16 protein-coding genes and 1 tRNA gene are annotated in these 21,261 nt (G+C 63.8%); 5 read left to right on the forward strand and 12 right to left on the reverse strand.

The annotated features are described in order from the left end of the window. Positions 1-123: 123 nt before the first annotated feature. From G453_RS0105255 to G453_RS0105265, 3 genes are all read left to right on the forward strand, one after another. Positions 124-3,462 carry a UvrD-helicase domain-containing protein gene (locus G453_RS0105255; RefSeq protein WP_027190204.1) on the forward strand — a complete coding sequence of 1,113 codons (3,339 nt, stop codon included), beginning with the start codon at positions 124-126 and terminating at the stop codon, positions 3,460-3,462. Continuing rightward, positions 3,459-6,437, forward strand: a complete 2,979-nt coding sequence (locus tag G453_RS0105260; protein ID WP_027190205.1) for a PD-(D/E)XK nuclease family protein — start codon at positions 3,459-3,461, stop codon at positions 6,435-6,437. Before G453_RS0105255 ends, G453_RS0105260 begins: the two co-directional genes overlap by 4 nt. A 133-nt stretch (positions 6,438-6,570) precedes the next feature. Beyond that, positions 6,571-7,398, forward strand: coding sequence for a glycosyltransferase family 2 protein (locus G453_RS0105265; RefSeq protein WP_027190206.1), 828 nt, complete (start codon positions 6,571-6,573; stop codon positions 7,396-7,398). A 434-nt stretch (positions 7,399-7,832) separates the two neighbouring features. Here G453_RS0105265 and G453_RS0105270 read toward each other — a convergent pair whose 3' ends face one another. From G453_RS0105270 to G453_RS22490, 8 genes are all read right to left on the reverse strand, one after another. Next, complete coding sequence (locus G453_RS0105270; RefSeq protein WP_027190207.1) at positions 7,833-8,432, reverse strand: class IV adenylate cyclase; 600 nt, start codon at positions 8,430-8,432, stop codon at positions 7,833-7,835. A 4-nt stretch (positions 8,433-8,436) separates the two neighbouring features. Beyond that, positions 8,437-9,513: a protein-glutamate methylesterase/protein-glutamine glutaminase gene (locus tag G453_RS0105275; RefSeq protein WP_027190208.1), complete on the reverse strand. Its 1,077-nt coding sequence runs from the start codon at positions 9,511-9,513 to the stop codon at positions 8,437-8,439. Between the two features lie 11 nt (positions 9,514-9,524). Then, positions 9,525-10,400 carry a CheR family methyltransferase gene (locus G453_RS0105280; protein ID WP_027190209.1) on the reverse strand — a complete coding sequence of 292 codons (876 nt, stop codon included), beginning with the start codon at positions 10,398-10,400 and terminating at the stop codon, positions 9,525-9,527. 19 nt (positions 10,401-10,419) lie between these two features. Then, positions 10,420-12,513, reverse strand: coding sequence for a chemotaxis protein CheA (locus G453_RS0105285; RefSeq protein WP_027190210.1), 2,094 nt, complete (start codon positions 12,511-12,513; stop codon positions 10,420-10,422). A gap of 71 nt (positions 12,514-12,584) precedes the next feature. Next, positions 12,585-12,944, reverse strand: coding sequence for a response regulator (locus tag G453_RS0105290; RefSeq protein WP_027190211.1), 360 nt, complete (start codon positions 12,942-12,944; stop codon positions 12,585-12,587). Next, on the reverse strand, positions 12,941-13,276 hold the full coding sequence (locus tag G453_RS22485; RefSeq protein ID WP_043644413.1) for an STAS domain-containing protein: 336 nt from the start codon (positions 13,274-13,276) through the stop codon (positions 12,941-12,943). Before G453_RS22485 ends, G453_RS0105290 begins: the two co-directional genes overlap by 4 nt. Positions 13,277-13,293: 17 nt before the next feature. After that, complete coding sequence (locus tag G453_RS0105300; RefSeq protein WP_027190212.1) at positions 13,294-15,087, reverse strand: methyl-accepting chemotaxis domain-containing protein; 1,794 nt, start codon at positions 15,085-15,087, stop codon at positions 13,294-13,296. 237 nt (positions 15,088-15,324) lie between these two features. Beyond that, the gene (locus G453_RS22490) at positions 15,325-16,014 is read right to left on the reverse strand and encodes a DedA family protein (protein WP_235731699.1); all 690 of its coding nucleotides are present in this window, start codon (positions 16,012-16,014) and stop codon (positions 15,325-15,327) included. A 314-nt stretch (positions 16,015-16,328) separates the two neighbouring features. Here G453_RS22490 and G453_RS0105310 point away from each other — a divergent pair, with 314 nt between their 5' ends. Continuing rightward, positions 16,329-17,582 (forward strand): MFS transporter, encoded by a 1,254-nt coding sequence (locus G453_RS0105310; RefSeq protein ID WP_169725289.1) that lies wholly within the window; start codon positions 16,329-16,331, stop codon positions 17,580-17,582. Between the two features lie 92 nt (positions 17,583-17,674). Here the strand turns inward: G453_RS0105310 and G453_RS22495 are convergent, their stop codons facing one another. Continuing rightward, positions 17,675-18,499: an enoyl-CoA hydratase/isomerase family protein gene (locus tag G453_RS22495; RefSeq protein ID WP_051271750.1), complete on the reverse strand. Its 825-nt coding sequence runs from the start codon at positions 18,497-18,499 to the stop codon at positions 17,675-17,677. 273 nt (positions 18,500-18,772) lie between these two features. Here G453_RS22495 and G453_RS0105320 point away from each other — a divergent pair, with 273 nt between their 5' ends. Beyond that, complete coding sequence (locus G453_RS0105320) at positions 18,773-19,015, forward strand: helix-turn-helix domain-containing protein (protein ID WP_027190214.1); 243 nt, start codon at positions 18,773-18,775, stop codon at positions 19,013-19,015. A 143-nt stretch (positions 19,016-19,158) separates the two neighbouring features. On the opposite strand, the gene G453_RS0105325 is transcribed toward G453_RS0105320, so the two are convergent. From G453_RS0105325 to G453_RS0105335, 3 genes are all read right to left on the reverse strand, one after another. Further along, positions 19,159-19,241, reverse strand: a tRNA-Leu gene (locus G453_RS0105325). A 241-nt stretch (positions 19,242-19,482) separates the two neighbouring features. Continuing rightward, positions 19,483-20,286 (reverse strand): bifunctional hydroxymethylpyrimidine kinase/phosphomethylpyrimidine kinase, encoded by an 804-nt coding sequence (gene thiD / locus G453_RS0105330; protein ID WP_027190215.1) that lies wholly within the window; start codon positions 20,284-20,286, stop codon positions 19,483-19,485. Further along, entirely contained in the window at positions 20,283-21,242 is a 960-nt protein-coding gene (locus G453_RS0105335; RefSeq protein ID WP_027190216.1) for a lysylphosphatidylglycerol synthase transmembrane domain-containing protein, read from the reverse strand. Before G453_RS0105335 ends, thiD begins: the two co-directional genes overlap by 4 nt. Positions 21,243-21,261: the final 19 nt, after the last annotated feature.

The following is a 21,261-nucleotide window of genomic DNA, read 5'->3' on the forward strand; positions in this document are numbered from 1 at the left end:
CGGGAGTGCTATCCTACAATATTGTAGGAAGAACCTACCATTTCGTCAGCTTCGCGGTGATTGCCCAAGCGCGCCGAACCGATTACAACCCCTGGACCAAACTCCCTCTACCCACACCGAGCGATGATCGAACAATTGCACGCTTCTGCCGGTTCCGGCAAGACATACCGGCTCACCAGACGGTTTTTGCATCTGCTGATGCAAAGCGGCAATCCTGCGCCCGCCTGCGGGCCGGTGCCGGGCCAGGGCTACGGGCCGGAAAGCATCCTGGCCATCACCTTCACCAACAAGGCCGCCGCCGAGATGAAGGAGCGCGTGCTCCTCTCGCTCAAGTCCCTGGCGCTTGGCCTGCCGGACCCGGATTTCACAGGCCCGGAAGCCAGGATCAAGGCCCGCTCCTGGCTGGAGCGCACCCTGCGCCACTTCCAGACCCTGAACATCCGCACCATCGACAGCCTTTTGAACCAGCTGGCCCGGCTTTTCGCCCTGGAACTGGGGCTGGCCCCTGACTTCGAGACCAGCCTGGACGAGGCCCAGGTGTTCGAGGCGCTCTACGACGCGGTGACCGGACAGATGGCCGCTCCCACGCAGGCATATCGCCACGGCGAGCGCAGCCAAGAGGCACTGCCGGACTTGGCCGGTCAAGGCGACGCCAGCTTGTACAGTGAGTCCCCGAACCCGTTCGGTCAAGGGGAGGAGATTCAAAAAGGCCTGCCCGGTGATCACGCGGACCGGGCCGCCCATTCTGTGGAAGCCCTGATGGGCCGCATGACCGACGCCCTGACCGTCATCGATGGCGTGGAAGGTTTCTGGCTGGCCAAGCGACTCGAGAAGCGCCTGCGGGAGGTGTTCACCTACCTGCTGGACGCGGGCGAGGCCCCGGCATGCGACGCCCAGGCCATGCACCAGGAAATGGAGGCGTTGCGCGCCGCGCTGGTCGCCTCCGCCCGGACCATGGCCGAGAGCCTCGCGCCCGCCGGCGTCAAGCCCATGAGCAACTTCAGCTCGCTTTTGGCCACGCTTGGCGGCCTGACCACGCTTAACGCCGTGCCGGAGTCGGTCTACGCCCGCAAGGCCAGCCTGGAGGAGTGCGTGCTGGCCGGTTCGCGCGCGGCGGTGACGCCCGGCCTGGAGAATCTCTATGCCACCTTGCGGGAAGACTACCGGCGCGCCCGGACGCGCGGCAGGATTCTTGCCAAGGCGCTGGCCTGGCAGCCGTTCATCGAGTTCGGCGCGCTGCTTCTGGAAGCTTTCGACGCCCACCGGCGCGACAAGGCCGTGGCGCTTCTCTCCCAGCTTCCAGGAAGCGTGGCGCATCTTCTGGCCGAATCCGGCGGCGTGCCGGAGGCCTACTGCCGCCTGGGCTCGCGCCTGAATCATCTGCTGATCGACGAGTTCCAGGACACCAGCCTCAGCCAGTGGGACGTACTTTCCCAGCTGGCCCAGGAGTGCCTGTCCAAGGGCGGCTCGCTCTTCTACGTGGGCGACGTGAAGCAGGCCATCTACAGCTGGCGCGGCGGCGAGGCCGAACTCTTCGAGGCGGCGGCGAGGCAGCCGGAGCTGGCGCTTATCTGCCCGCACCCCCATCGGGAGCACCTTGGCCGCAACTGGCGCAGCGCCCCTGAGATCGTCAACTTCAACAACCGCGTGTTCTCCTGCCTGGAATCGGAGCAGAACAGCCGCATGGTCTCCCAGGCGTTGCTGCCCGACGCCCCGGAGGGAGTCCAGGCAGCGCTCCAGAGCGCCATGGCGGCCTCGTTCGCCGGAGTATCCCAGGACGTGCCGCCCGGGCGCGAGGAAGCTGGCGGACTGGTAAAGATCACCCGCCTGCCCGGCGACTCCTCCGAAATCCACGAGGACTCCGTGCGCGAGGCGCTGGCCGCGCTGTTCGAGGACGACCTCCTCAAGCGCCGCGCCCCCTCCGAGATCGCCGTGCTCACCCGCACCAACGACGAGGCCGCCAAGGCCGCCGAGTGGCTGGTGGACCTGGAAATCCCGGTGGTCACGGAGAACAGCCTGCGTCTGGCCGAACATCCCGTGGTACGCGGCGCGGTGTCCTTCCTGGCCTTTCTGGACTACCCCCCGGACAATCTGGCCCTCTGGGGCTTTCTCTCCTGCCGGGAGCTCTTCTGCCGCTCGCAGAACATCTCGCCGCAGGCACTGACCGACTGGCTGACCACCCAGGGCAGGGGTCCACTCTACCGCAAGTTCCAGACGGATTTCCCGGACGCCTGGCAGCGTCTGGTGGAGCCGTTCATCAAGGGTGGCGGTCCGGCCAGCCCCTACGATCTGGTGCAGGAGCTGTTCACGGCCTGCGGCGTGTTCAAGGCCTACCCCGGCGACGAGGTCTTCCTGCGCCGCTTCCTGGAGTTGGTGCACAACGCCGAGACCCAGGGGTTCGGCTCGCTGTCTTCCTTCCTGGAGTTCTGGCGCGACAAGGGCCACACGGAGAAGATTCCCCAACCGGAGAACGCCGGGGCGGTGCGCGTGCTGACCATCCACAAGGCCAAGGGGCTGGAGTTCCCCGTGGCGGTCATCCCCTTCAACCTCCACCCGTTCCGTCAGCCCGGGGGCCTGACTCGCATCCAATCGAGCGATCCGGACGGGCAGGAACTGACCGCCCCCCTCTGCAAAGAACTGGGCGAGGTGTTTCACCGGCAGGCCGCCAAGTCGCTTTTGGAGCAGATCAACCTGCTCTACGTGGCCTGGACCCGTCCGGAAGAGGAGCTGCACATCTTTTTGCCTGGCGCCGACAAGCTCATAAACCGCACGCCCTTGGCCAAGGCCACGCAGCTGATGCTGCGCGCAGCCGGATTTTCCTCGGACGAGCCCGAGACGGTCCTGGGCAAGCGCCCGCCCAGGCAGGCCGAGCTAGTGACCTCGCGCGGGCCTGCCCATCAGCCCCCGGAGCCCGGCCCGCTGTCCGAGCCGCTGGGCGCGTCGCCGCCGCTCGACTGGCTGCCGGGCCTGAAGATCGCCCGCCGCGAGCTGGGCGACCCGCTGGAGCGCCTGCGCCTGACCGAACGCAAGCGCGGCATCGTCCTGCACAAGGCCCTGGAGATCTTGAAGCCCGGCGGCGACGCCTTGTCCGCCGTGCTCCAGGCCATGGCCGCAAACGGCCTCGCAGACGAGGACGCCGCCCTGGAGCTGGCCGAGGGCCTGGAGTGGCTGGCCGCGCAGGATTTCTTCCCGCAATGCCAGCAACGCGGGCTGCGCGAGGCGGAGCTTCTGGACGCGGACGGCAACATCCACAGGCCGGACCTCATGGCCTTCACCGGCCAGGAGGCCCTGGTGCTGGACTACAAGACCGGGCGCGAGGACCCGTCGCATCATGAACAGCTGCGGCGCTACCTGCGCCTCGTCCAGCAGTTGCCACAGGCCGAGGGCCTCCCGGCACGCGGCCTCATCGCCTATCTGGACCTCAAGACCCTTCGCGAAGTGCTCCCAGGAGAGACCCTGTGAATCCCATCACCATAATCCCCTGGGACCGCGATTTCATGACCGGGCTGGCCTCCCATCTGGTGGAGCGCTTCCAGGGACGCTTCGAGGACCTGATCGTCCTGTTCCCGCACCGCAGACCCCGGCGCTACCTGCTGGACAAGCTCGCGGAAGACGAACGCCTCCCCAAGCCCTGCCTATTGCCGCGCATTCTCTCCATTGACGAGCTCTTCGCCGAACTGGCCACCGAGCTGCATCCCCAGCCTCTGCGCCCGCTCACGGAGCTGGACCGGGTGGGCGTATTGCACGCGGTGGTCACCCGCCTCAAGGTTGGGCTTCGTGGCCCGGACAACGCCTTTCCCGCCGAGGTGAAGGACTTCTTCCCCTGGGGGCTTAAGCTCGCGGAGCTTTTCGAGGAACTCTTCCAACAGGGCATCGACGCCGACAACCTGGACCACGTCCAGGACATGGTGCTGCCCACTGCCGCCGCGCTGCTCGGCAACCTGAAAACCATCCAGGCGGCCTACCGCCGGGAGCTCCTGGAGTCCGGCTCCTGCACGCCGGGGCTTCTGCGCTCCCTGGTGGCCGCGCAGGCAGAGCGAGCCGTGGACATCCTTGCGGACAAGCAGGTGCTGGCCTGCGGCTTCCATGTGCTCTCGGGCAGCGAGGAAGCACTGCTGAAGCCCCTCTGGCAGAACGACCGGGCGGAGCTGCTCTGGCACACCGACCCAGCCGTGGCCGAGCCCGGCCAGGAGGCGCACTGGTCCTGCCAGGAGCACCTGAGCTGGCTCAAGGCCTGGAAGGCCAAGGCTCAGACCGCGCAGGACGAGAAGCGCTCCCCCCTGCCCTCCTGGCGCACCCGCACTGACCAGTTCAGCCTGTTTTCAGCGGCCTCCGCTCCCGAACCCTCACGGCGCGCCCGCATCACCTTCCATCAGGGGTTCGACCTGCACTCGCAGCTCATGGCCTTGCGCCAGGAACTGGACGCCGTGACCGACACCGCCGGATTCGCCGTGGTGCTTCCCGACACCAGCATGCTCATGCCCGTGCTGCACCATCTGCCGCGCCGGGACGTGAACGTGTCCATGGGTTTCCCCATGTGGCGCTCGCCGCTCTACCAGCTCATCGAGACCATCCTGCGCCTTCAGGAAGGGCGCATGCCCGGCGGCTACCACTGGCGCGAGGTCATCGCGCTTCTGCGCCATCCCCTGCTGAAGCTGCTGCGCATCGGCGAGGAAACACCGCTACGCCTGCTCTTTCACGATTGGGAAGCGGCCATACGCCAGGGCGAAAAATATCTGGACCCGTCCGGGTGGACGCCCCCCGAGGCCGTGCCCGGCGGTCCGCCCGAAGCCTCGCCCGAGGCCAAGGCCCTGCGCGAGCGCGTGGTTGAGGTCTGCTTCACCGCCTTCGAGGACGCCACCACCCCGCGCCGCATGGCCCAGGCCCTGGTGGGGCTTGCCAGCCTGCTGCTGGACCCCGAGCACTCGGGCGGCCGCTGGGAGCGCTTCATCATCGACGCGGCCTGTCTGGCGCGGCTCATGGATCAGGTGATCCCCGAACTTCACGACAGCGCCATCAGCGCCGAGCTCTTCCCGCCCGAGGCCGTGCGCTCCATGACCCGCGACCTCCTCAAACGCCAGCGCGTGCCCTTCGAGGCCGATCCCCTGTCAGGGCTCCAGGTTCTGGGCATGCTGGAGACGCGCCTGCTCACCTTCGAGCGGGTGTTCATCCTGGGCGCCACCGAGGAAGCCCTGCCCGGCACCCCCAGGCCCGACCCGCTCCTGCCCGACCCGCTGCGTCAGGCCCTTGGTTTGCCCGGCCAGCGAGAGCGCGACATGATCGCCGCCCACACCTTCTACCGCCTCATCCAGGGCGCACGCGAGGTGGGCATTCTGTACTCCTCCGGCATCCAGCCCGGCCTTCTGGACGGCAAAAGCCTGCCAAGCCGCTACGTGGAGCAGCTCATCTGGGAGGAGGAAAAACGCCAGGGACGCCTCATCGCGCCCGGAGAGGAACCGCGCCGCCTGATCACCCTGCCCATGCGCGGCGTGCGCCCGCCCGCCCCGGACGTGGAGAACACCCGCGCCTGCCGCCTGAAGCTGGAATCGCGCTTGCGTTACCAGGGCGTGACACCAACGCTGCTGGACAGCTTTCTGCGCTGTCCGCTCGCGTACTTCTTCAAGTATCTCACACCGCTGGAGGCACTGGACGAAGTCGCCGAAGAGGGCGATCCGCCAGCCTTCGGAAACCTCGTCCACGAAGTGCTCCAGGACTTTTTCCGGCCCCTTATCGGCAAACGCCTGGAAGCCGGGCAGCTGGACGGCCAGGCCCTGGCAGATCTCTTCACCAAGCGGCTGCACGACTCGCAGTTCTTCCGCCAGATGCCCGTCCACGGTCGGTTGATGCTTGAGCGCACCGCCCGCCGCCGTCTGGCCGACTTCGCCCAGGGTTCTCCGGCCTGCACCCCCCTGGAGCTGGAAAAGCGCATCGACGCCGAACTGGAACTGGACGGCGCGCGCTACCGGCTGGGCGGCACGCTGGACCGCCTGGACGAGCGCGACGCCGGGCTCTTCATCCTGGACTACAAGACCGGGTCCCCCAAGAAGCCCGGCAAAAAGTTCTGGGACGACCCAGACATATGGGATGTGGTGAACGCCGGAGATGTCGACTCCGGCCTGTCCATGCTGCCCGAGCTGGCCCAAAAACTCGTCTCCATCCAGATGCCGCTGTACCTGCACGCCTTCTGGAAGGCCACGGGGCGCGAGGCAGTCAACGGAGCCTTCGTCTGTCTGGGCAAGGGCGGCGACGAAGCCGCGCTCTTCGGGGCGGACATGGACCCGGACGCCGCTGCCGCCGCCATTCAGGACAAGACGCCACTTCTGGCCGGATTCATCCTGAAGATGATGCTTCAGTCCCCGCACTTCAGCCCGCAGGTCTCGCCGGGCTGCGCCTGGTGCGCCTGGAGGCAGGCCTGCCCCAGCGGCGGGGATGAATAGAGAAGAACAATATCGGGCTCCGCCCGAACCCGGCAGGGCTCTGCCCTGCACCCGCCAGGGGGATGATCCCCCTGGAACCTCAGTGGGCTTCGCGTAGCATGATGTCAAAGTTCAGAGTGCCGGGAGTATTGTCATGCCTGCGGTGAGCGTCATCGTCTCGCTATACAACCACGCTCGCTATCTCTCCCAGTGCGTACAGAGCGTTCTGGAGCAGAGCCATTCCGATCTCGAAGTCGTCATCGTGGACGACGCCTCCACCGACGGCGGCCTCGACGTGGCGCACGGTCTGCAACGCCAGGACCCGGACCGTGTGAAAGTCTATGCCAATCCCAGGAACCTGGGTGTAAGTCGCACCAGGAACTTCGGCGTTTATAAATCATCCGGACCTCTTTTAGCGTTTCTGGACGCGGACGATTACTGGCGGCCCGACAAGCTTGAAAAGCAGGTGCAGGCTTTTGGCGAGGACCCTGCGCTGGGGCTATGCCATTGCAGCGTGTCGATCGATTGCGACGAGCAGAGTGCCCGCTGGCTGGCCGAGAATCGCGGCATGGACCAGGACGCGCTCGTACGTTGGGGCGGCAGTTTCGACGCGTTCTGCCGCGAGGCGGTCAGCTTCAACCAGTTGGACTACTTCCGGCGGCTGCTCGTCTCCAACAACATTTGTCTCTCCTCCGTGATGCTGCGGCGGGACGTGTTCAAACAGGCGCGTGGCTTTCTTGATGGCGCAACCTGCCAATCCGAGGACTGGCTCCTGTGGTTGAAGCTCAGCATGATCACCCGTTTCCGGGCGCTGCCAGAGCAACTGGCTGTCTACAGATTCCACCACGAGAGCCATACTGCGCGGGTGTTCATGGGCGAGGACTTCGACTTTCAGGAGGTTCGGTCCGAGATTGTCCGCGCGGCCAGAGCTTTTGATCCTGTCCGTTTCGATGCGCTGTTTGCCGCTGCCTGCGATATTTAAGGGATATGCCTCCGGCGGCCAGAGAGGAAACTTTTAAGTAGCTTCGCGTCCCAGCGCGGCATGGTGTGGTTCAGGCGGGTGCCGGGGCTGTCCCGTCCACGCCATGCGCGGCGGGCTAGAACCGATGTGAAGACGATTCGTCGCCCGCCGCGCATGGCCGTCCGTTACAGTCCCCGGCACCCGCCGGCCAAACCCGCCCGCTGTTGCCCTCGGCATACGCCAGCCAGAGCCCGACCGGACAGCATCCAACGCTCTGTTAACGCCGGAACGTCGATTTCAAGAATTATTGAGCCCTGAAGCGCGGCTTTGCGCGCTTCAGGGCTTTCTTGCGAATTCTCTGAACAGTAACGGTGCTGCCCGCGAAGCCCACTGAGGGTCCAGGGGGATCATCCCCCTGGCCGCCGGAGGCATATTCCGTCTTGGCTTTCCAACTCCTACAATCCGGGAATTTCGCACAGCGAGCTGAGGCGGGCCTTGTCTTTTTCGGAAAAAATAAACGAGTCCTGCGGCGGAAGGCCCAGGCGCTTCAGGTGTTCCTGGTAGAGATCGTGATAGGTAAGGGCCTTGGCCTTGCCCATGTCCAGGCCCAGACAGTCGGCGGCCTTGGCTATGGTTGCCGGTTCGCCTTCGATTTCGATGAACTCGCCGAAGGGCAGCACGTCCAGGCAGACCAGGGCGTCGACGAGTCGCCACTGTTCGCGCAGCTTCTCGTACCAGAGGGCTTCCACGTAGCCCAGGCCGTGCAGGATCTCCCGCATGGCCTCGAAGTCCGCGACCTGGGTTTCCACCTCGTCCATGACCTTGACGCCGGTCGGCGCGGGATGGCTGGAGGGCTGCTTCCAGGTGAGCACCACCTTGTCGGTCTGGCGCAGGCGCAGCAGTTCTCCCTTGGCGCGCAGCTCACGGGTGGGGGTGTCGAACACCGCGTTTCGTTCGAAGCGGCAATTCTTGACCACCGCCCCGATGGAATTCAGCATGGCTCGGATGGGAGCCAGGCTGTCCACGGAGAATTTCGCTTCCACTTCCCTTGCCATGGCATCATCCACTGCACGCGCGCAGGACCTCCCTGGCGATGTCGTCCAGGGGGAGAATCTTGTCCACGCCGCCAAGCTTGATGGCCTCCTGGGGCATGCCGAACACCACGCAGCTGGCCTCGTCCTGGGCGATGGTGTAGGCCCCGGACTCTTTCATCTCGCGCATGCCCTCGGCGCCGTCGTCGCCCATGCCGGTCATGATGACGCCCACGGCGTTCTTTCCGGCGTAACGCGCCCCGGAGCGGAACAGCACGTCCACGCTTGGGCGATGCCGCCGCACGAGAGGGCCGTCCTTGACCTCGACGTAGTAGCGCGCGCCAGAGCGTTTGAGCAGCATGTGTTTGTTGCCGGGCGCTATGAGGGCCTGGCCGCGCAGCACCGTGTCGTTGTCCTTGGCTTCCTTGACGGTCACGCGGCAGATGGAGTCCAGGCGCTTGGAGAATGCGGCGGTGAAGTTCTCGGGCATGTGCTGCACGATGGCCACGCCGGGGCAGTCGCTGGGCAGGGCTTCCAGGAACACGCGCAGAGCCTCGGTTCCGCCGGTGGAGGCTCCTACCAGAACCACTTTTTCCGTGGTGCCGAACATGGCCTTGCCCGTTGGGCCGGGCAGGACGGCGTCCGCCGAGAGTTTGGGCTGCACCTGGATCTGCGGCGCGGGGATGCGCATGCGCATCTTGGCCTTGGCAGCGCCCTTGACTGCGTCGCAGATGCGGATGCGCGATTCGTCCAGGAACTGCTTGGCCCCGAGCTTGGGCTTGGTGATGATGTCCACCGCGCCGTACTCCAGGGCGCGCAGCATGGTCTCGGACCCGGCTTCGGTCAGGGTGGAACAGATGATGACCGGCAGGGGATGCTGGGCCATGATCTTCTTGAGGAAAGTCAGCCCGTCCATGCGCGGCATTTCGATGTCCAGCGTAATGACGTCGGGGACTTCCTCGGCCATGTGGGACGCTGCGTGATAGGGGTCCGACGCTGCGGCCATGACCTCGATGTCCGGGTCGGACGTCAGAATTTCGACGAGCGCCTGGCGGACCAGGGCTGAATCGTCCACCACCAGAACACGAATTTTTCCATTCTTCACGGAATTCGTCCTTATATCTTGCGGTAGACTGTGGGAGCTACGGGAGTCAGAGGCAGGTCCATGCCGGTGATGCTTTCGGAATGGCCGATGAAGAGGTTTCCCCCCGGCTCCAGGCTGTTGCAAAAGCGGCTCAGAAGATTCTCCTGGGTCTTGCGGTCGAAATAGATGATGACATTGCGGCAGAAGATAATGTGCTTGGGTTTGTCGAACCTGAACTCTTCCATGAAATTGAGGCGCTGAAAGCTTATGTGGCTGCGCACTTCCTGATTGAACCGGATGAGCCCCGTACATCTGTTCTTGCCGCGCAGCATGTAGCGTTTCTTGTACTCCATGGGGACGTTCGAGAGCTTCTCCTCGGGATAGGTGGCGCGCATGGCCCGCTCCAGCACTTGGGTGGAAATGTCCGTCGCGAGTATGGAGAAACGGAACCCCTGGTTCTCCCGGGCGTATTCTGAGAGCACCATGGCCAGAGTGTAGGGCTCCTCGCCGGAGGAACATCCCGCGCTCCAGAGGCGCAAGGGCTCCGAGATGCTGTGGCGCCGCAGATAATCGGGCAGCACCTTCTGCACCAGTATGTCGAAGTGCTTGGGTTCGCGGAAGAATTCGGTGGTGTTGGTGGTGACGGTGTCGATCAGGCAGATGAGTTCGTTGTCCATGCCCGACTGCGTGAAGAGGTAGTCGCAGTAGGCGGAGTAGGAATCCATGCCCAGCACGCGAAGACGTTTGTGCAGCCGGGCTTCGAGCATGGTTTTCTTGGCGGGCGGCAGCTTGATGCCGCACTCCGAATAAATGAACTCCGCCAGGCGTTTGAACTCGCGATCGGGCAGGCTCTGCGAGCGCGTCGTCGAGCCGTTCCTGCCGGGTTCCGATGTGGTGGCTGAAAACATGCGCTCGCTCATGACAGAATTATCTGACCTCGCCAAGAGACAGGCGAACTATACGTTTTACGTCCAGAATGAGCGACATGGTGCCGTCGCCCTGGATGGTGGCTCCTGAGAAGCCTTCCAGTCGGCGGAAAACAGGGCCGAGGCTCTTGATGACCGTCTGGTGCTCGCCCACCACGTGGTCCACCACCATGCCCATCCGGTTGCCGTCCACATTGAGGATGACCACCTGTTCGATGGAAGGCAACTCGCCCGGCAGCCGGAACCATTCCCTCAGGGAGATGATGGGCACGACCTCGCCGCGCAGGTTGATCATCCGCCGCCTGCCTTCCGCGCCCAGATCCTTGCGGTCCAGTTGCACGCACTCCTCCACCACGTCCAGGGGCAGGACGTAACTCTCCGTTCCCACGCACACCTGGAGCCCGTCGATGATGGCCAGGGTCAGCGGCAGCCGGATGGTCACCACGGACCCCTTGTGCAGTTCGGTATCGATGTCGATGCTGCCTCGCATGGCGTTCACCACGCGCTTGACCACGTCCATGCCCACTCCTCGCCCGGACACGCTGGAAACGGTCTGCGCAGTGGAAAAGCCAGGCAGAAAAATGAGCTCCAGGGTTTCACGCAGGGTGAGTTCGGCATTATCGGAGATGAGGCCACGCTCCACGGCCTTCTGGCGGACTTTCTCCGGATCGATGCCCTTGCCGTCGTCCACGATCTGGATGACCACGTCGCCGCCGGAGTGCTCCGCGCCCAGTTGCAGGGTGCCGCGCCGGGGCTTGCCTGCGGCTTCACGCTGGTCCGGTGTCTCGATGCCGTGGTCGATGCTGTTGCGCAGCAGGTGAATGAGCGCGTCCCCCAGGCGGTCCAGCACGGTCTTGTCGAGCTCCGTGTCCTCGCCGCTGGTGACCAGGTCGATCTCCTTGCCGATCTCGGCGGAGAGATCGCGCACCAGGCGGCGATAGGTGCTGAATGTCGAGCCGATGGGGAGCATGCGGATTGCCAGGGTGGAGTCGCGGATGTCGTCGCTCAGGCGCTCCAACTGCTCCGCCAGGGTGACGATCATGGAGTTGCCAAGGCTTGGGGCCACCTGCTTGATCTGCGCCTGCACGATCACCAGTTCGCCCACGAGGTCCTGGAGCAGGTCCAGCTTTTCAGCCGAGACGCGCAGGCTGGAGGTGCCTTCCGGCCCCTTTTTCTGCTCCTGCTTCTGCTTGACCAGACTCTGTTCGGCCAGGGCGGCCTCGACCGACCTTTCGGGCAGCATGCCCGCCTCGGTCAGGATGGCTCCCAGCCTTTTCTGCCCGCTGAGCGCCCGGTTGATACCTTCGGCGGTTATGTCTCCCCGCTCGATGAGGATCTCGCCGAGTTTTTTGAGCTCCACGTCGCCCGAAGTCTCCACCGTGCTGATGGAGAAGTCGCACTCGTCCTCCACGAAGATGAAAACGTCGCGGATGGCGTTTTCGGTGGCGTCGGAAGTCAGCAGCACGTCCCACCAGATATGGCAGTTCTGCGGGTCCAGTTCGCGCAGAGGCGGGATGTCCTCAATGTGGGCGAAAACCATGGTCTGGCCAAGGCTGCGCAGGTCCTCGATGAGATACTCGGGGTTGTTGCCCGTGGCGTAGATTCCGGTTTTGGGACGCACCCGGACCCGATGGACCGAGCCGTCCCCGGCTTCTCCGTTCTCCAGGGGAAGGTCGCAGACGCCCGGTTGCATGGCGGAGTCATCACCTGGCGCAGACTGAGCCGCCAGAACCCTGAAACCGTTCAGCACGGTCTCTGCGGCGTCCACATAGTCGCCCAGATCGGTCCCGTCATGCTCCAGGAGCACCTTCACATGGTCTTTCGCCTGAAAGGTCAGATCCAGCAGAACCTTGGTAACCTGAAGATGGCCTGAACGAACCTGATCGAAGACGGTTTCGACCTCGTGTGTGAACTGGGCGATATCGTCGAAGCCGAACATGGCTCCGGACCCCTTGAGGGTATGCATGGCGCGGAACACGCGATTGACGAGTTCCATATCACCGGGGGAGTCCTCAAGCTCGAGCAGGGCAGATTCGAGCTCCACCAGAAGATCGGCGGCCTCGTCCCGGAATGCCTGGCGATGGATGTCTTCCATGTCCGCCTTGGGTTCGTTGTTGTGAGAGGAATAAAACCGGGACCCATGCGGCAGCCCGGAACTGTGCTGCGCTACCGCAGGACTTTCTGCACCACGGCCAGCAGCTGTTCGGGCTTGAAGGGCTTGACGATCCAGCCGGTGGCCCCCGCGTCCTTGCCTTCCTGCTTCTTGCCTGCCTGGGACTCGGTGGTGAGCATGACGATAGGGATGAACTTGTAGGCAGGCTGCGCGCGGACAGCCTTTATGAGCGAAATGCCGTCCATGTTGGGCATGTTCAGGTCGGTGACGACCATGTCCACCGAGCCCTTGAGCTTGGACAGGGCGTCCTTGCCGTCCACGGCTTCGATCACGGCATATCCGGCGTTTTTCAGGGTAAAAGCCACCATCTGGCGTACGCTTGCGGAATCGTCAACGGTCATGACGGTTTTCATCGAACTTCCTCATTGTGAAACACGTGCTCGAAATCCCTCCGGGCAATTCCCAGTTCCTCGGCCCTGTGGCACAAGGCGTCCGGCATGGAGGTGTCCAGAACGACACTCTTGCCGTCCAGGCGGGCCTGGGCGGAAAGAGCGAAAAGCAGTTGGAAGAAGGTCAGGTCCACATCGGCCACGTCCTGAAGATCCAAGGCCAGGGAGGCTTCCGAATCGTTCAGCGCGTCCACCATGGCCTGCTTGAGCCCCTGGGCGTCCGCCAGCGAGAACCCACCCGAACAAACAAGTCGAATGCGGCCAGGTTGGCCGGTATCGAGAAAGAATGCGCCCATAACGTGCCGTCCTTGCCTTAAAACAATTCGACGTTGTCGCCGTATTCCCCCTCGGACTGCGCGGAAGAGACACCCGAGGTGATGCCCAGGGCGTTCTCATGCACCAGGCGTTCGGCGTCCATGGTGTAGCGTTCGAGCATCTCCCGAAGCTTGGGGGATTGAGAAAACTCCGCTCCCGGAGGCAACACGCTCTGAAGGCTGCCCACGAGTTGCGCGAAGCGGTCCTGAGCGGCGGCCATGTCGTCCAGCAGTCCGTACTGGAAGGACAGCGACTCGATGGCGCCTGAAATTTCGTCGGACAAAGCGGACGCCATGCGCTGCACTTTGACAGCCAGCCCCGACGCCTGGGACTCCAGGCTCTTGATGCCCTCGACGTCGCGGTCCAGATCGGCGAGCACCTGCTCGAATTCCTTGTCGCTGTCCTCGTAGGCTTCCACTCCGGCCAGTTCCAGCGAGGATGCGTCCACCGAGCCGAGCAGGTCCAGTATCCTGTCGGTCTGCATCCGGGCATCGACCGACAGTTTCTGGATGGCTGAGGCCAGAACGCCGAGCGCCTTGCCCTCCTCGCCCGTATGGGCCGCCTTTACCGAGGCGTTGATCGCGATAAGCTCAATTTCGGACCCCACCTCCTCGATTTCAGCCACGGTGGCAGACATGTCGGAAATGGAAGCGCTCACGGCGCGCATCACCGAGCACATGCGCCGCTCCAGGGCAGAGTGATCGCGCAGGGCCTGGGCTATCTGGCGCATCTCGTCGTCCATGCGCCCGAGTACTCCGCCTTGCCCTCCTTCCTGGGCGGCGAGGGCTTCCGCGCGCGCCGCCATGTTGCGCACGCGTAGAGCGATCCCGGAAAGGCCCGAGCTGAGCGACTGCATGGCCTCTCCGAAGCGGGTGCGTGCGTTTCCGAGCTGCGACTCCTGCAGGACCAGCACGCTCTTCACCCAGCCCCCCAGTTCCTCCCAGCTTTGGGCGTTGTGCCCGCCCTCGGTCATGGGGCCGTCCAGGGCCATGGCGCGCGCTTCGCCGGCGGCTTCCGCCACATGTTCGAGCTGCTGGCGGATGATGTCGTGGAACTGCATGGAATGGACCGCCTCCGACACGCTCTGCACCATGCTCTGTGCCTCGTCGGCGATATCGGACGCAGTCTCGCGGGAGCTGGCCTGCAACGCTTCCATGGCGGCAAGGTCGGCCTGGAGCACATCGGTCGCCGAACGCGAACAGGCGTTGCGCGCGACGTTCATCTCTTCAAGGCTCTTGGCTGCGTCCCGGCACTGGCCGATGAGTTCCCGCGAGCGGAAGAGAATCTTCTCCGAGGAGGATGCTATCTTGCCCGCCAGCTTCTCCACGTCGTCGGACAGGGTGCTGAACCCCATTCCCTGGCTGCCCAGGCGGGCGCTCTCGATGCGCGTGGCGATGCCGAGCATGGTCAGATGCTTCACGAGGCGGGTAAAATCCCTCATGTTGTCGATGAGCTGCAATCCCATGCCCGCCACGGCGTCCAGGCTGGTGACGTCGTTTCCGGAGATGGAACGATTGCATGTGTCGCCGAGGCGGCCAAGATGCGAGGTCAGGCGCGCAGTGGCATCGGCCAGGGCCTCCCCCGACGTCAGTCCGGCCAGTTCCGAAGCAAGGCGGGAGACATCCGCAGCCTTTGCGTTGAAGCCTTCCAGGTCACGCCCGAGCCGCAGGAAATCGTTCTCGCGCCCATGAAACGAGGCGAGGAATCCGTCGCCGAGACCTTCCAGCCCGATGGCGCATTGTCTCGCCGTATCGGGAACAAGGCCGTTGTCTTCCGGCAGCGGGGAGGTCATTTCATCCTGCCTTGGGAGAAAGGTTGTCCATGTGCCGGGCGATAATATTGCGCGGCATCATCTTCGATCTGCTCATCAGAGGCTAGGTTTGTCTCAACAGGCAGCAAAAATCAAGGCGTTTTCGAGTACTGCCACACTCCGACTGGCACGAACGAAGCAATGCCTGATGCACAACGCCTGCGTTCGCCTCTGGGGTCGGAGCCAGGGCATCAGGACTGGCAGGAACCCGGACAGCGGCTAGGCGTCGCCTTTCCCGGCCTTGTCGATGTCAGCCGGATCGGAAGCCGCATTCTCCACCACGCAGGAAGCTTCCTCCTTCTTGCGTTTGCGGCGCTTGACCAGCCACAGTACCAGGAGAAGCACCACCACGCCGATCAGGATGTATTGCTCGATCTGCTTGACGTCTTTCAGCACGGTGGTCACCAGCGTGCCGAAGAAGTAACCGGCGAAGCCGAACGCGACAGCCCAGATGGCAGCGCCGATGGCGTTCAGCACGAAGAACTTGAGCCCGGAGATGTCGGTGGTGCCCAGGATGAAGGGGGTCAGGTTGCGCAGGCCGTAGAAGAAGCGGAACGACAGGATCAGCACTTCATGGAAGCGTTCCAGCATCTTGTGCACGCGCTCGACGCGGCACTTCCATTTGGGCCTGTTCTCCACGAACTGCCTGCCCTTCCACCTCCCGATGTAAAACGCGGCCTGATCGCCGCTGAGGCTGCCCACGAAGGCCGAAAGAATGCACAGGGACAGGTCCAGCGTACCGGCCTGCGCCAGAAAGCCCGCTACAAGCAGAATCGTCTCGCCCTCTAGGAAGGTTCCTATCAGAAGGGCGAGATAGCCGTACGTGCCGACGAAATCCTGGAGAAACTGGAGAAAGTTGAAGTTCTGGAAAAAAACCATCAGATCCTGGTAAAGCTGGGCTATATCCATGATTGCTGCTGTCCTGCCTTGCGGTAAGAGTGCATCCGGGCGCATCCGGCAGCCACGCCTCCGCTTCGGGAGCAAGCGCGGCGATGCCACCGGGGGCCGGGTGTCGTGAACATTTCGATGGGCTGCCGGGGTAGGTGGCGAAACGGAAGGGCCGCACGCGGACAAAAACCCGGCATCGGATGTTTATGCGTCCCCCGCTCCGCTGTCCACTGTTTTGAGACCCTAGCTTTCAGGCTGTTGCCAGGATCCTGCATTTTGGTCTACCCCCACCCATGCGCGCAGTCCCGTCCCTTCGCCCCCAAACCTACAGGGGCATGGTCTTCGCTGCCCTGGGCCTGAGCTACATGTTGGTGACTTTCCACAGGCTCTGCCCTGCCGTGGTGGCTGTGGACATGATGCGCGACCTCCACGCGGGCGGCGCGCTCATCGGCATGCTCTCCGGCGCTTTTTTTTATTCCTACGCCTTCATGCAGCTCCCGGCTGGATTGCTGGCGGACTTCTGGGGGGCGCGCCGGACCACATCCCTCTTCTATCTGCTGGCTGCCCTGGGAGCCCTGGGCATGGGACTGGCTCCAGACTCCACCTGGGCCACCTTCGGGCGCGTCCTCGTGGGACTTGGCATGTCCATGATCTGGGTCTGCACCCTGAAGACCCTGGCCGAGTGGTACCCGCCTGAACGCTTCGCCACCATGACCGGGCTGCTGGTCGCCGTGGGCGGCGCGGGGTCTCTGCTGGCTTCCGCTCCCCTGGCCTGGGCCGCCCAGGAGTTCGGCTGGCGCACGGCTTTCGTGGCGCTGTCGATCCTAAGCCTTGGCCTGTCGGGGATGCTCTGGGTCGTGGTGCGCGACACGCCCGCCCTGGCGGGGTTCAAGGGTCCGGATTTCCCGCACGGCCTGCCTCCGGGGCGTCAGGCGCTGATGCCGGGGGTCAGGGCCGTGATCGCCAACCGCTGGGCCTGGCTGGTGGCCGCATGGCTCATGCTGGACAATGGCGTGTTCTTCTCCCTGGCCGGACTGTGGGCCGGACCGTACCTGAGCCACGTGCACGGGTTCTCGTCCACGCAGGCCGGGTTCGCCCTGGCCATGTTCTCGGTAGGCGTCATCTCGGGAGGCCCGCTGCTGAGCCAGTTGTCCAACAGGTTGTTCAGGAGCAGGAAGAAGACGCTGGCGTTGTCCGCTGCGTCGCTGTGCGCCCTGACGGGGTTGCTTTCCTGGCGGGCCGGGGTGATGGGCGGACTCGAATTGTACGGCGTATTCTATCTGATCGGCGTATTCGGAGGCGCGACCCCGGCCATCGGCTTCACCACCGGCAAGGAGCTGTTCCCCATCTCGCTGGCCGGGACGGCGCTTGGCATCCTGAACATCTTCCCTTTCGTGGGCGGCGCGCTGTTCCAGCCTCTTTTGGGGCTGATCCTGGAGCATCACGGACGCGGCGCGGACGGCAGCTTCACCTTGGAGGGCTACAAGGCCGTGTTTCTCACGCTCAGCCTGACTTCAGCCCTGCTGCTCGCGGTCTGCCTGGCTCTCAAGGAGACATTCCGCCACGGCGCGCAACGCCACACGACATGATCTCCTGGCCATGACGAATGACCGGCAGCCGGCAGGCCGGACTCGATTCCCTTGAAGTCCGGCCGGGACCGCCGCTGCCGGACGTTACTGCGTCATTTTGCGCAACGCAGGGTTTCCATGTCGCAGCCGTAGTTCTGCACGCAGTATTGTTCGAAACTCTTCTTGAATTCCGCCGACTCCAGGCGCTCCTTTATGAGCTGGTCTTCCAGTTCCAGCGTGCGCTGAAGCTCCGTCAGGTCGCATTTGAGCAGTTTGCGTATTCCAAGCAGTGTTGATGCGGGGCCTGCCAGACTGGATTTCAGGAACTGGAACGTCTCATCCTCCAGCTTCGCCGCCGGGACGATCCTGTCCACCAGACCGAACTGCAAGGCCTCTTCTGCGGAAAACGTCTTCCACTGCAGGATCTCCGTGGCCTTCTTCACTCCCAGAATTCGCGGCAGGTAATATCCGCTCCCCTTGGTGATCAAGCCTATACCGGCGTTGTGGTTCTCGAACACGGCGTCGTCCGTTACTATGCGGTAGTCGTACGCCAGGCTGAGGTTCAGGTGGAAGAGCGAAATCCTCCCCTGTCCAGCAAAAACGGTTATCCCGTTGAGAGTAGACAACGTGAGGATCAGGCGGTTCACCACGTTGGCGAGCCGGTCCATGACCTTGTTGTCGCGGCTGGCGAGAATGGCCTTGCACAGGAAACTGCCGTGCTCCACATGCGCGTCCTGTTCCTGGTGGCTGAAGACAGCAAGCGCCTTGTAGGCCTTGCTGGAAAACATGGACTCCAGATACTCGTAAAACCCGAATATCGTATTGATTTCCTGGGTCAAGTGCAGAAGGTGCTGCTTCTGCCTGATGACCAGGATGTCATCAACCAACGAGGAGGAAAAGACATCGTTGTCGGTCGCAAGGCTAACTTTCGCTTTCATGGGTCGCTCCTGCGTTTGGGATCGCGTGTTCACGGGCTGAAACATGCAGCCATGGGCCGGGGGCCTTTGTGCTATTCTACACAAGAGAAGCACAACCGTGCACAACTTTCTGCACAAGAGAGGGAGGCTATATATTTCATTTCATAATCGATGCTTATGCCACATGCGGGCAAACCCGGAAGCGGCCTGCTGCACGGCGCCGTGATCACGCAGGGAGGGACGAATCGCCACGCGGGGGTTGTCATCCGCTCGGCTTTCATTCTATGCCCGCGCATGACCAACACAGAAGCGAACATTCCCCCGGAAGTGGCCGAACTGGCCGCCAACGGGCGTAAAAGTCTTGCCCGCGCCTGGCGCGAGCATCTGGGCCTGACCAAGGAGCAGGTGGCCGCCAGGATGAACATCTCTCCTGCCGCCCTGGAGCAGATCGAGGCCCGCACGGCGAAACCGCGCCGCGCCACCCTCAGCAAGGTTGCGGAGGCGCTTGGGGTGCAGGTGGAGCAGTTGATACGGTAGGCTCCCTCCGGCAGGCCGCCGGAGAGCGTGTCCCAGGGCGCTGCCCCTTGAAACACAAATTAAGAAGCCGGACTGTCGCCAGTCCGGCTTCTTGGCATTTCTCAGGGTTTATGGACACGTGCTGCCAACCCTGGCTGGTCGTCTGGTGCGAGAGGGGGGACTCGAACCCCCACGCCGAAGCGCTGGAACCTAAATCCAGTGCGTCTACCAATTCCGCCACTCTCGCATTGAGGCACACGCGCCTATCATGACTCGAAAAAGATCGCCAGTGTCATTGCGGCCGGTGCGCGGCAGCCGGGCGGCCATTCTGAGCGGCGATGGCCGCGCCGGTCGCGGAGTTCCCCGCGCCGCGACATCGCACCTTTCGAGCGCATCTCCGGCACAAATCATCGGAAGCTGATGGATCGTGCTCAGGCGGCCCAGGCATTACGGCGCTCGTCAGCTGCGCCATCTGCAAGCGCCGAGAATTAGCGCAATCCCGCCATATGGTCCGGCGGGGACGCGCCCCGCCCCACGGCGTAGCCGCTGGCCAGCGCCTTGTTCAGGAAAATCTGGGCGTTCTTCACCGCATCCGCCAGGGCGTCGCCAAGCGCCAGCCTTGCCGTGATGGCGGCGGACAGTGCGCACCCCGTGCCGTGGGTGTGTGGGGTGTCCACGCGGGGCACTGGCAGCGGCAGCGGCTCCTCGCCGGGCCTGCCCAGCCAGTCGGTGAGCATGCCGCCCTCTTCGTCCATGTGCCCGCCCTTGATGAGCACGGCCTTGGCCCCGAAGGACAGCATGCGCTCAAGTGCCGCGAACAGGCTCTCCCGACCGGTTATGGCGATTCCGGTGAGCAACTCGGCCTCGGGCCGGTTGGGCGTGGCCAGGTCGGCCAGGGGCAGCACATGTGCGCGGATGGCTTCCACCGCGTCGTCCTGCAAGAGCGCATGCCCGCTCTGGGACACGCACACCGGATCCACCACCAGCGGGAAGGCTTTTGTACCCGCCAGCACGCAGGCCACGGACCGGGCGATGGCGGCGGAGAAAAGCATGCCGGTCTTGGCTGCGCGCACGGGGATGTCCTCCAGGACGGTGCGCAGTTGCAAGGCTACGAAGTCCGCGTCCGGGGCGTGGATGCCGGTGACCCCCATGGTGTTCTGCGCGGTGAGCGCCGTGATGACGCTTGCGCCGTAGCACCCGTGGGCCATGAAGGTTTTGAGATCGGCCTGGATGCCCGCCCCGCCGCCCGAGTCTGACCCGGCGATGGTCAGGACGCAGGGATGGGCGCTCACGCCTCCAGCCCCTCGTCGCTCTTGCGGATGGACTTCAGCGACAGGCCGCTCCTGGCCAGCACCATGAGGCCGGAAACGGTGGTGGGAATGTACTGAATCATGTGGATGAGAAGCCCAATGGCCAGGGCCAGTTCCTTGTCCACGCCGAAGATGCCCAGTCCGAAGATGACGGCGGCCTCGAACACGCCCACCGCGCCCGGGGACGAAGGCATGGCCATGCCCAGGGCCGAGAGGATGAACACCGCCAGGGTCTGGCTCATGGTGAGGTCAAGCCCGGCCACCCAGTTGACCACCAGGAACGTGGGGATGGCGTAGAGCATCCAGACCAGGGCCGTGTAGCAGCCCAGGATGATGAGATAGCGCAGGGTGACCTCGTGCACCATCTGCTGCTTGACCTCGATGATGAAGCCGCGCAGGCGCTCGAAGGGCAGCATGGTCACCAGCCTCATGGCCAGTTCCGGCCACTTGCGCACCACGAACAGGCAGGCCCAGATGCCGCCGACGCCGAGCGCCAGGGGGAAGAAGGCCATCTTGAGCTTGAACTGGAAGGCGACCATGAGCCCCATGAACAGGATGGCGTTAAGGTCAAAAAAGCGCTCCCAGAAGACCATGCTGATGGACTGGCTGAGGGAGTATTTGCACTCCTTGCGCAGGTAGAAGGCCTTGGCCAGCTCTCCAAGCTTGGCGGGAACAACGTTGTTCACGGCCATGGAGATGAGAAACGCCTTGAGCCCCACCATGTTGCCGCAGGTGTAGCCGGACAGGAAGTTCATGCGCAGCGCCATGGCCCAGTATCCCACGAAGGAGAGAATGGTGGTGACGATGATGGCCAGGGCGTTGAAGCGGCCGAAAGCGCGCCCAAGCTCCACGAAGTCCACTCCCCAGAAAGCGTACACCAGGCAAGCCCCCACCAGGGACGTGCGCAAAATAAGGCTGATGGTTTTTTTCATGAGCATTGTTGATCTGCTTTTCGTT

It is taken from the genome of Fundidesulfovibrio putealis DSM 16056 (assembly GCF_000429325.1).
Taxonomy (GTDB): Bacteria; Desulfobacterota; Desulfovibrionia; order Desulfovibrionales; family Desulfovibrionaceae; genus Fundidesulfovibrio; species Fundidesulfovibrio putealis.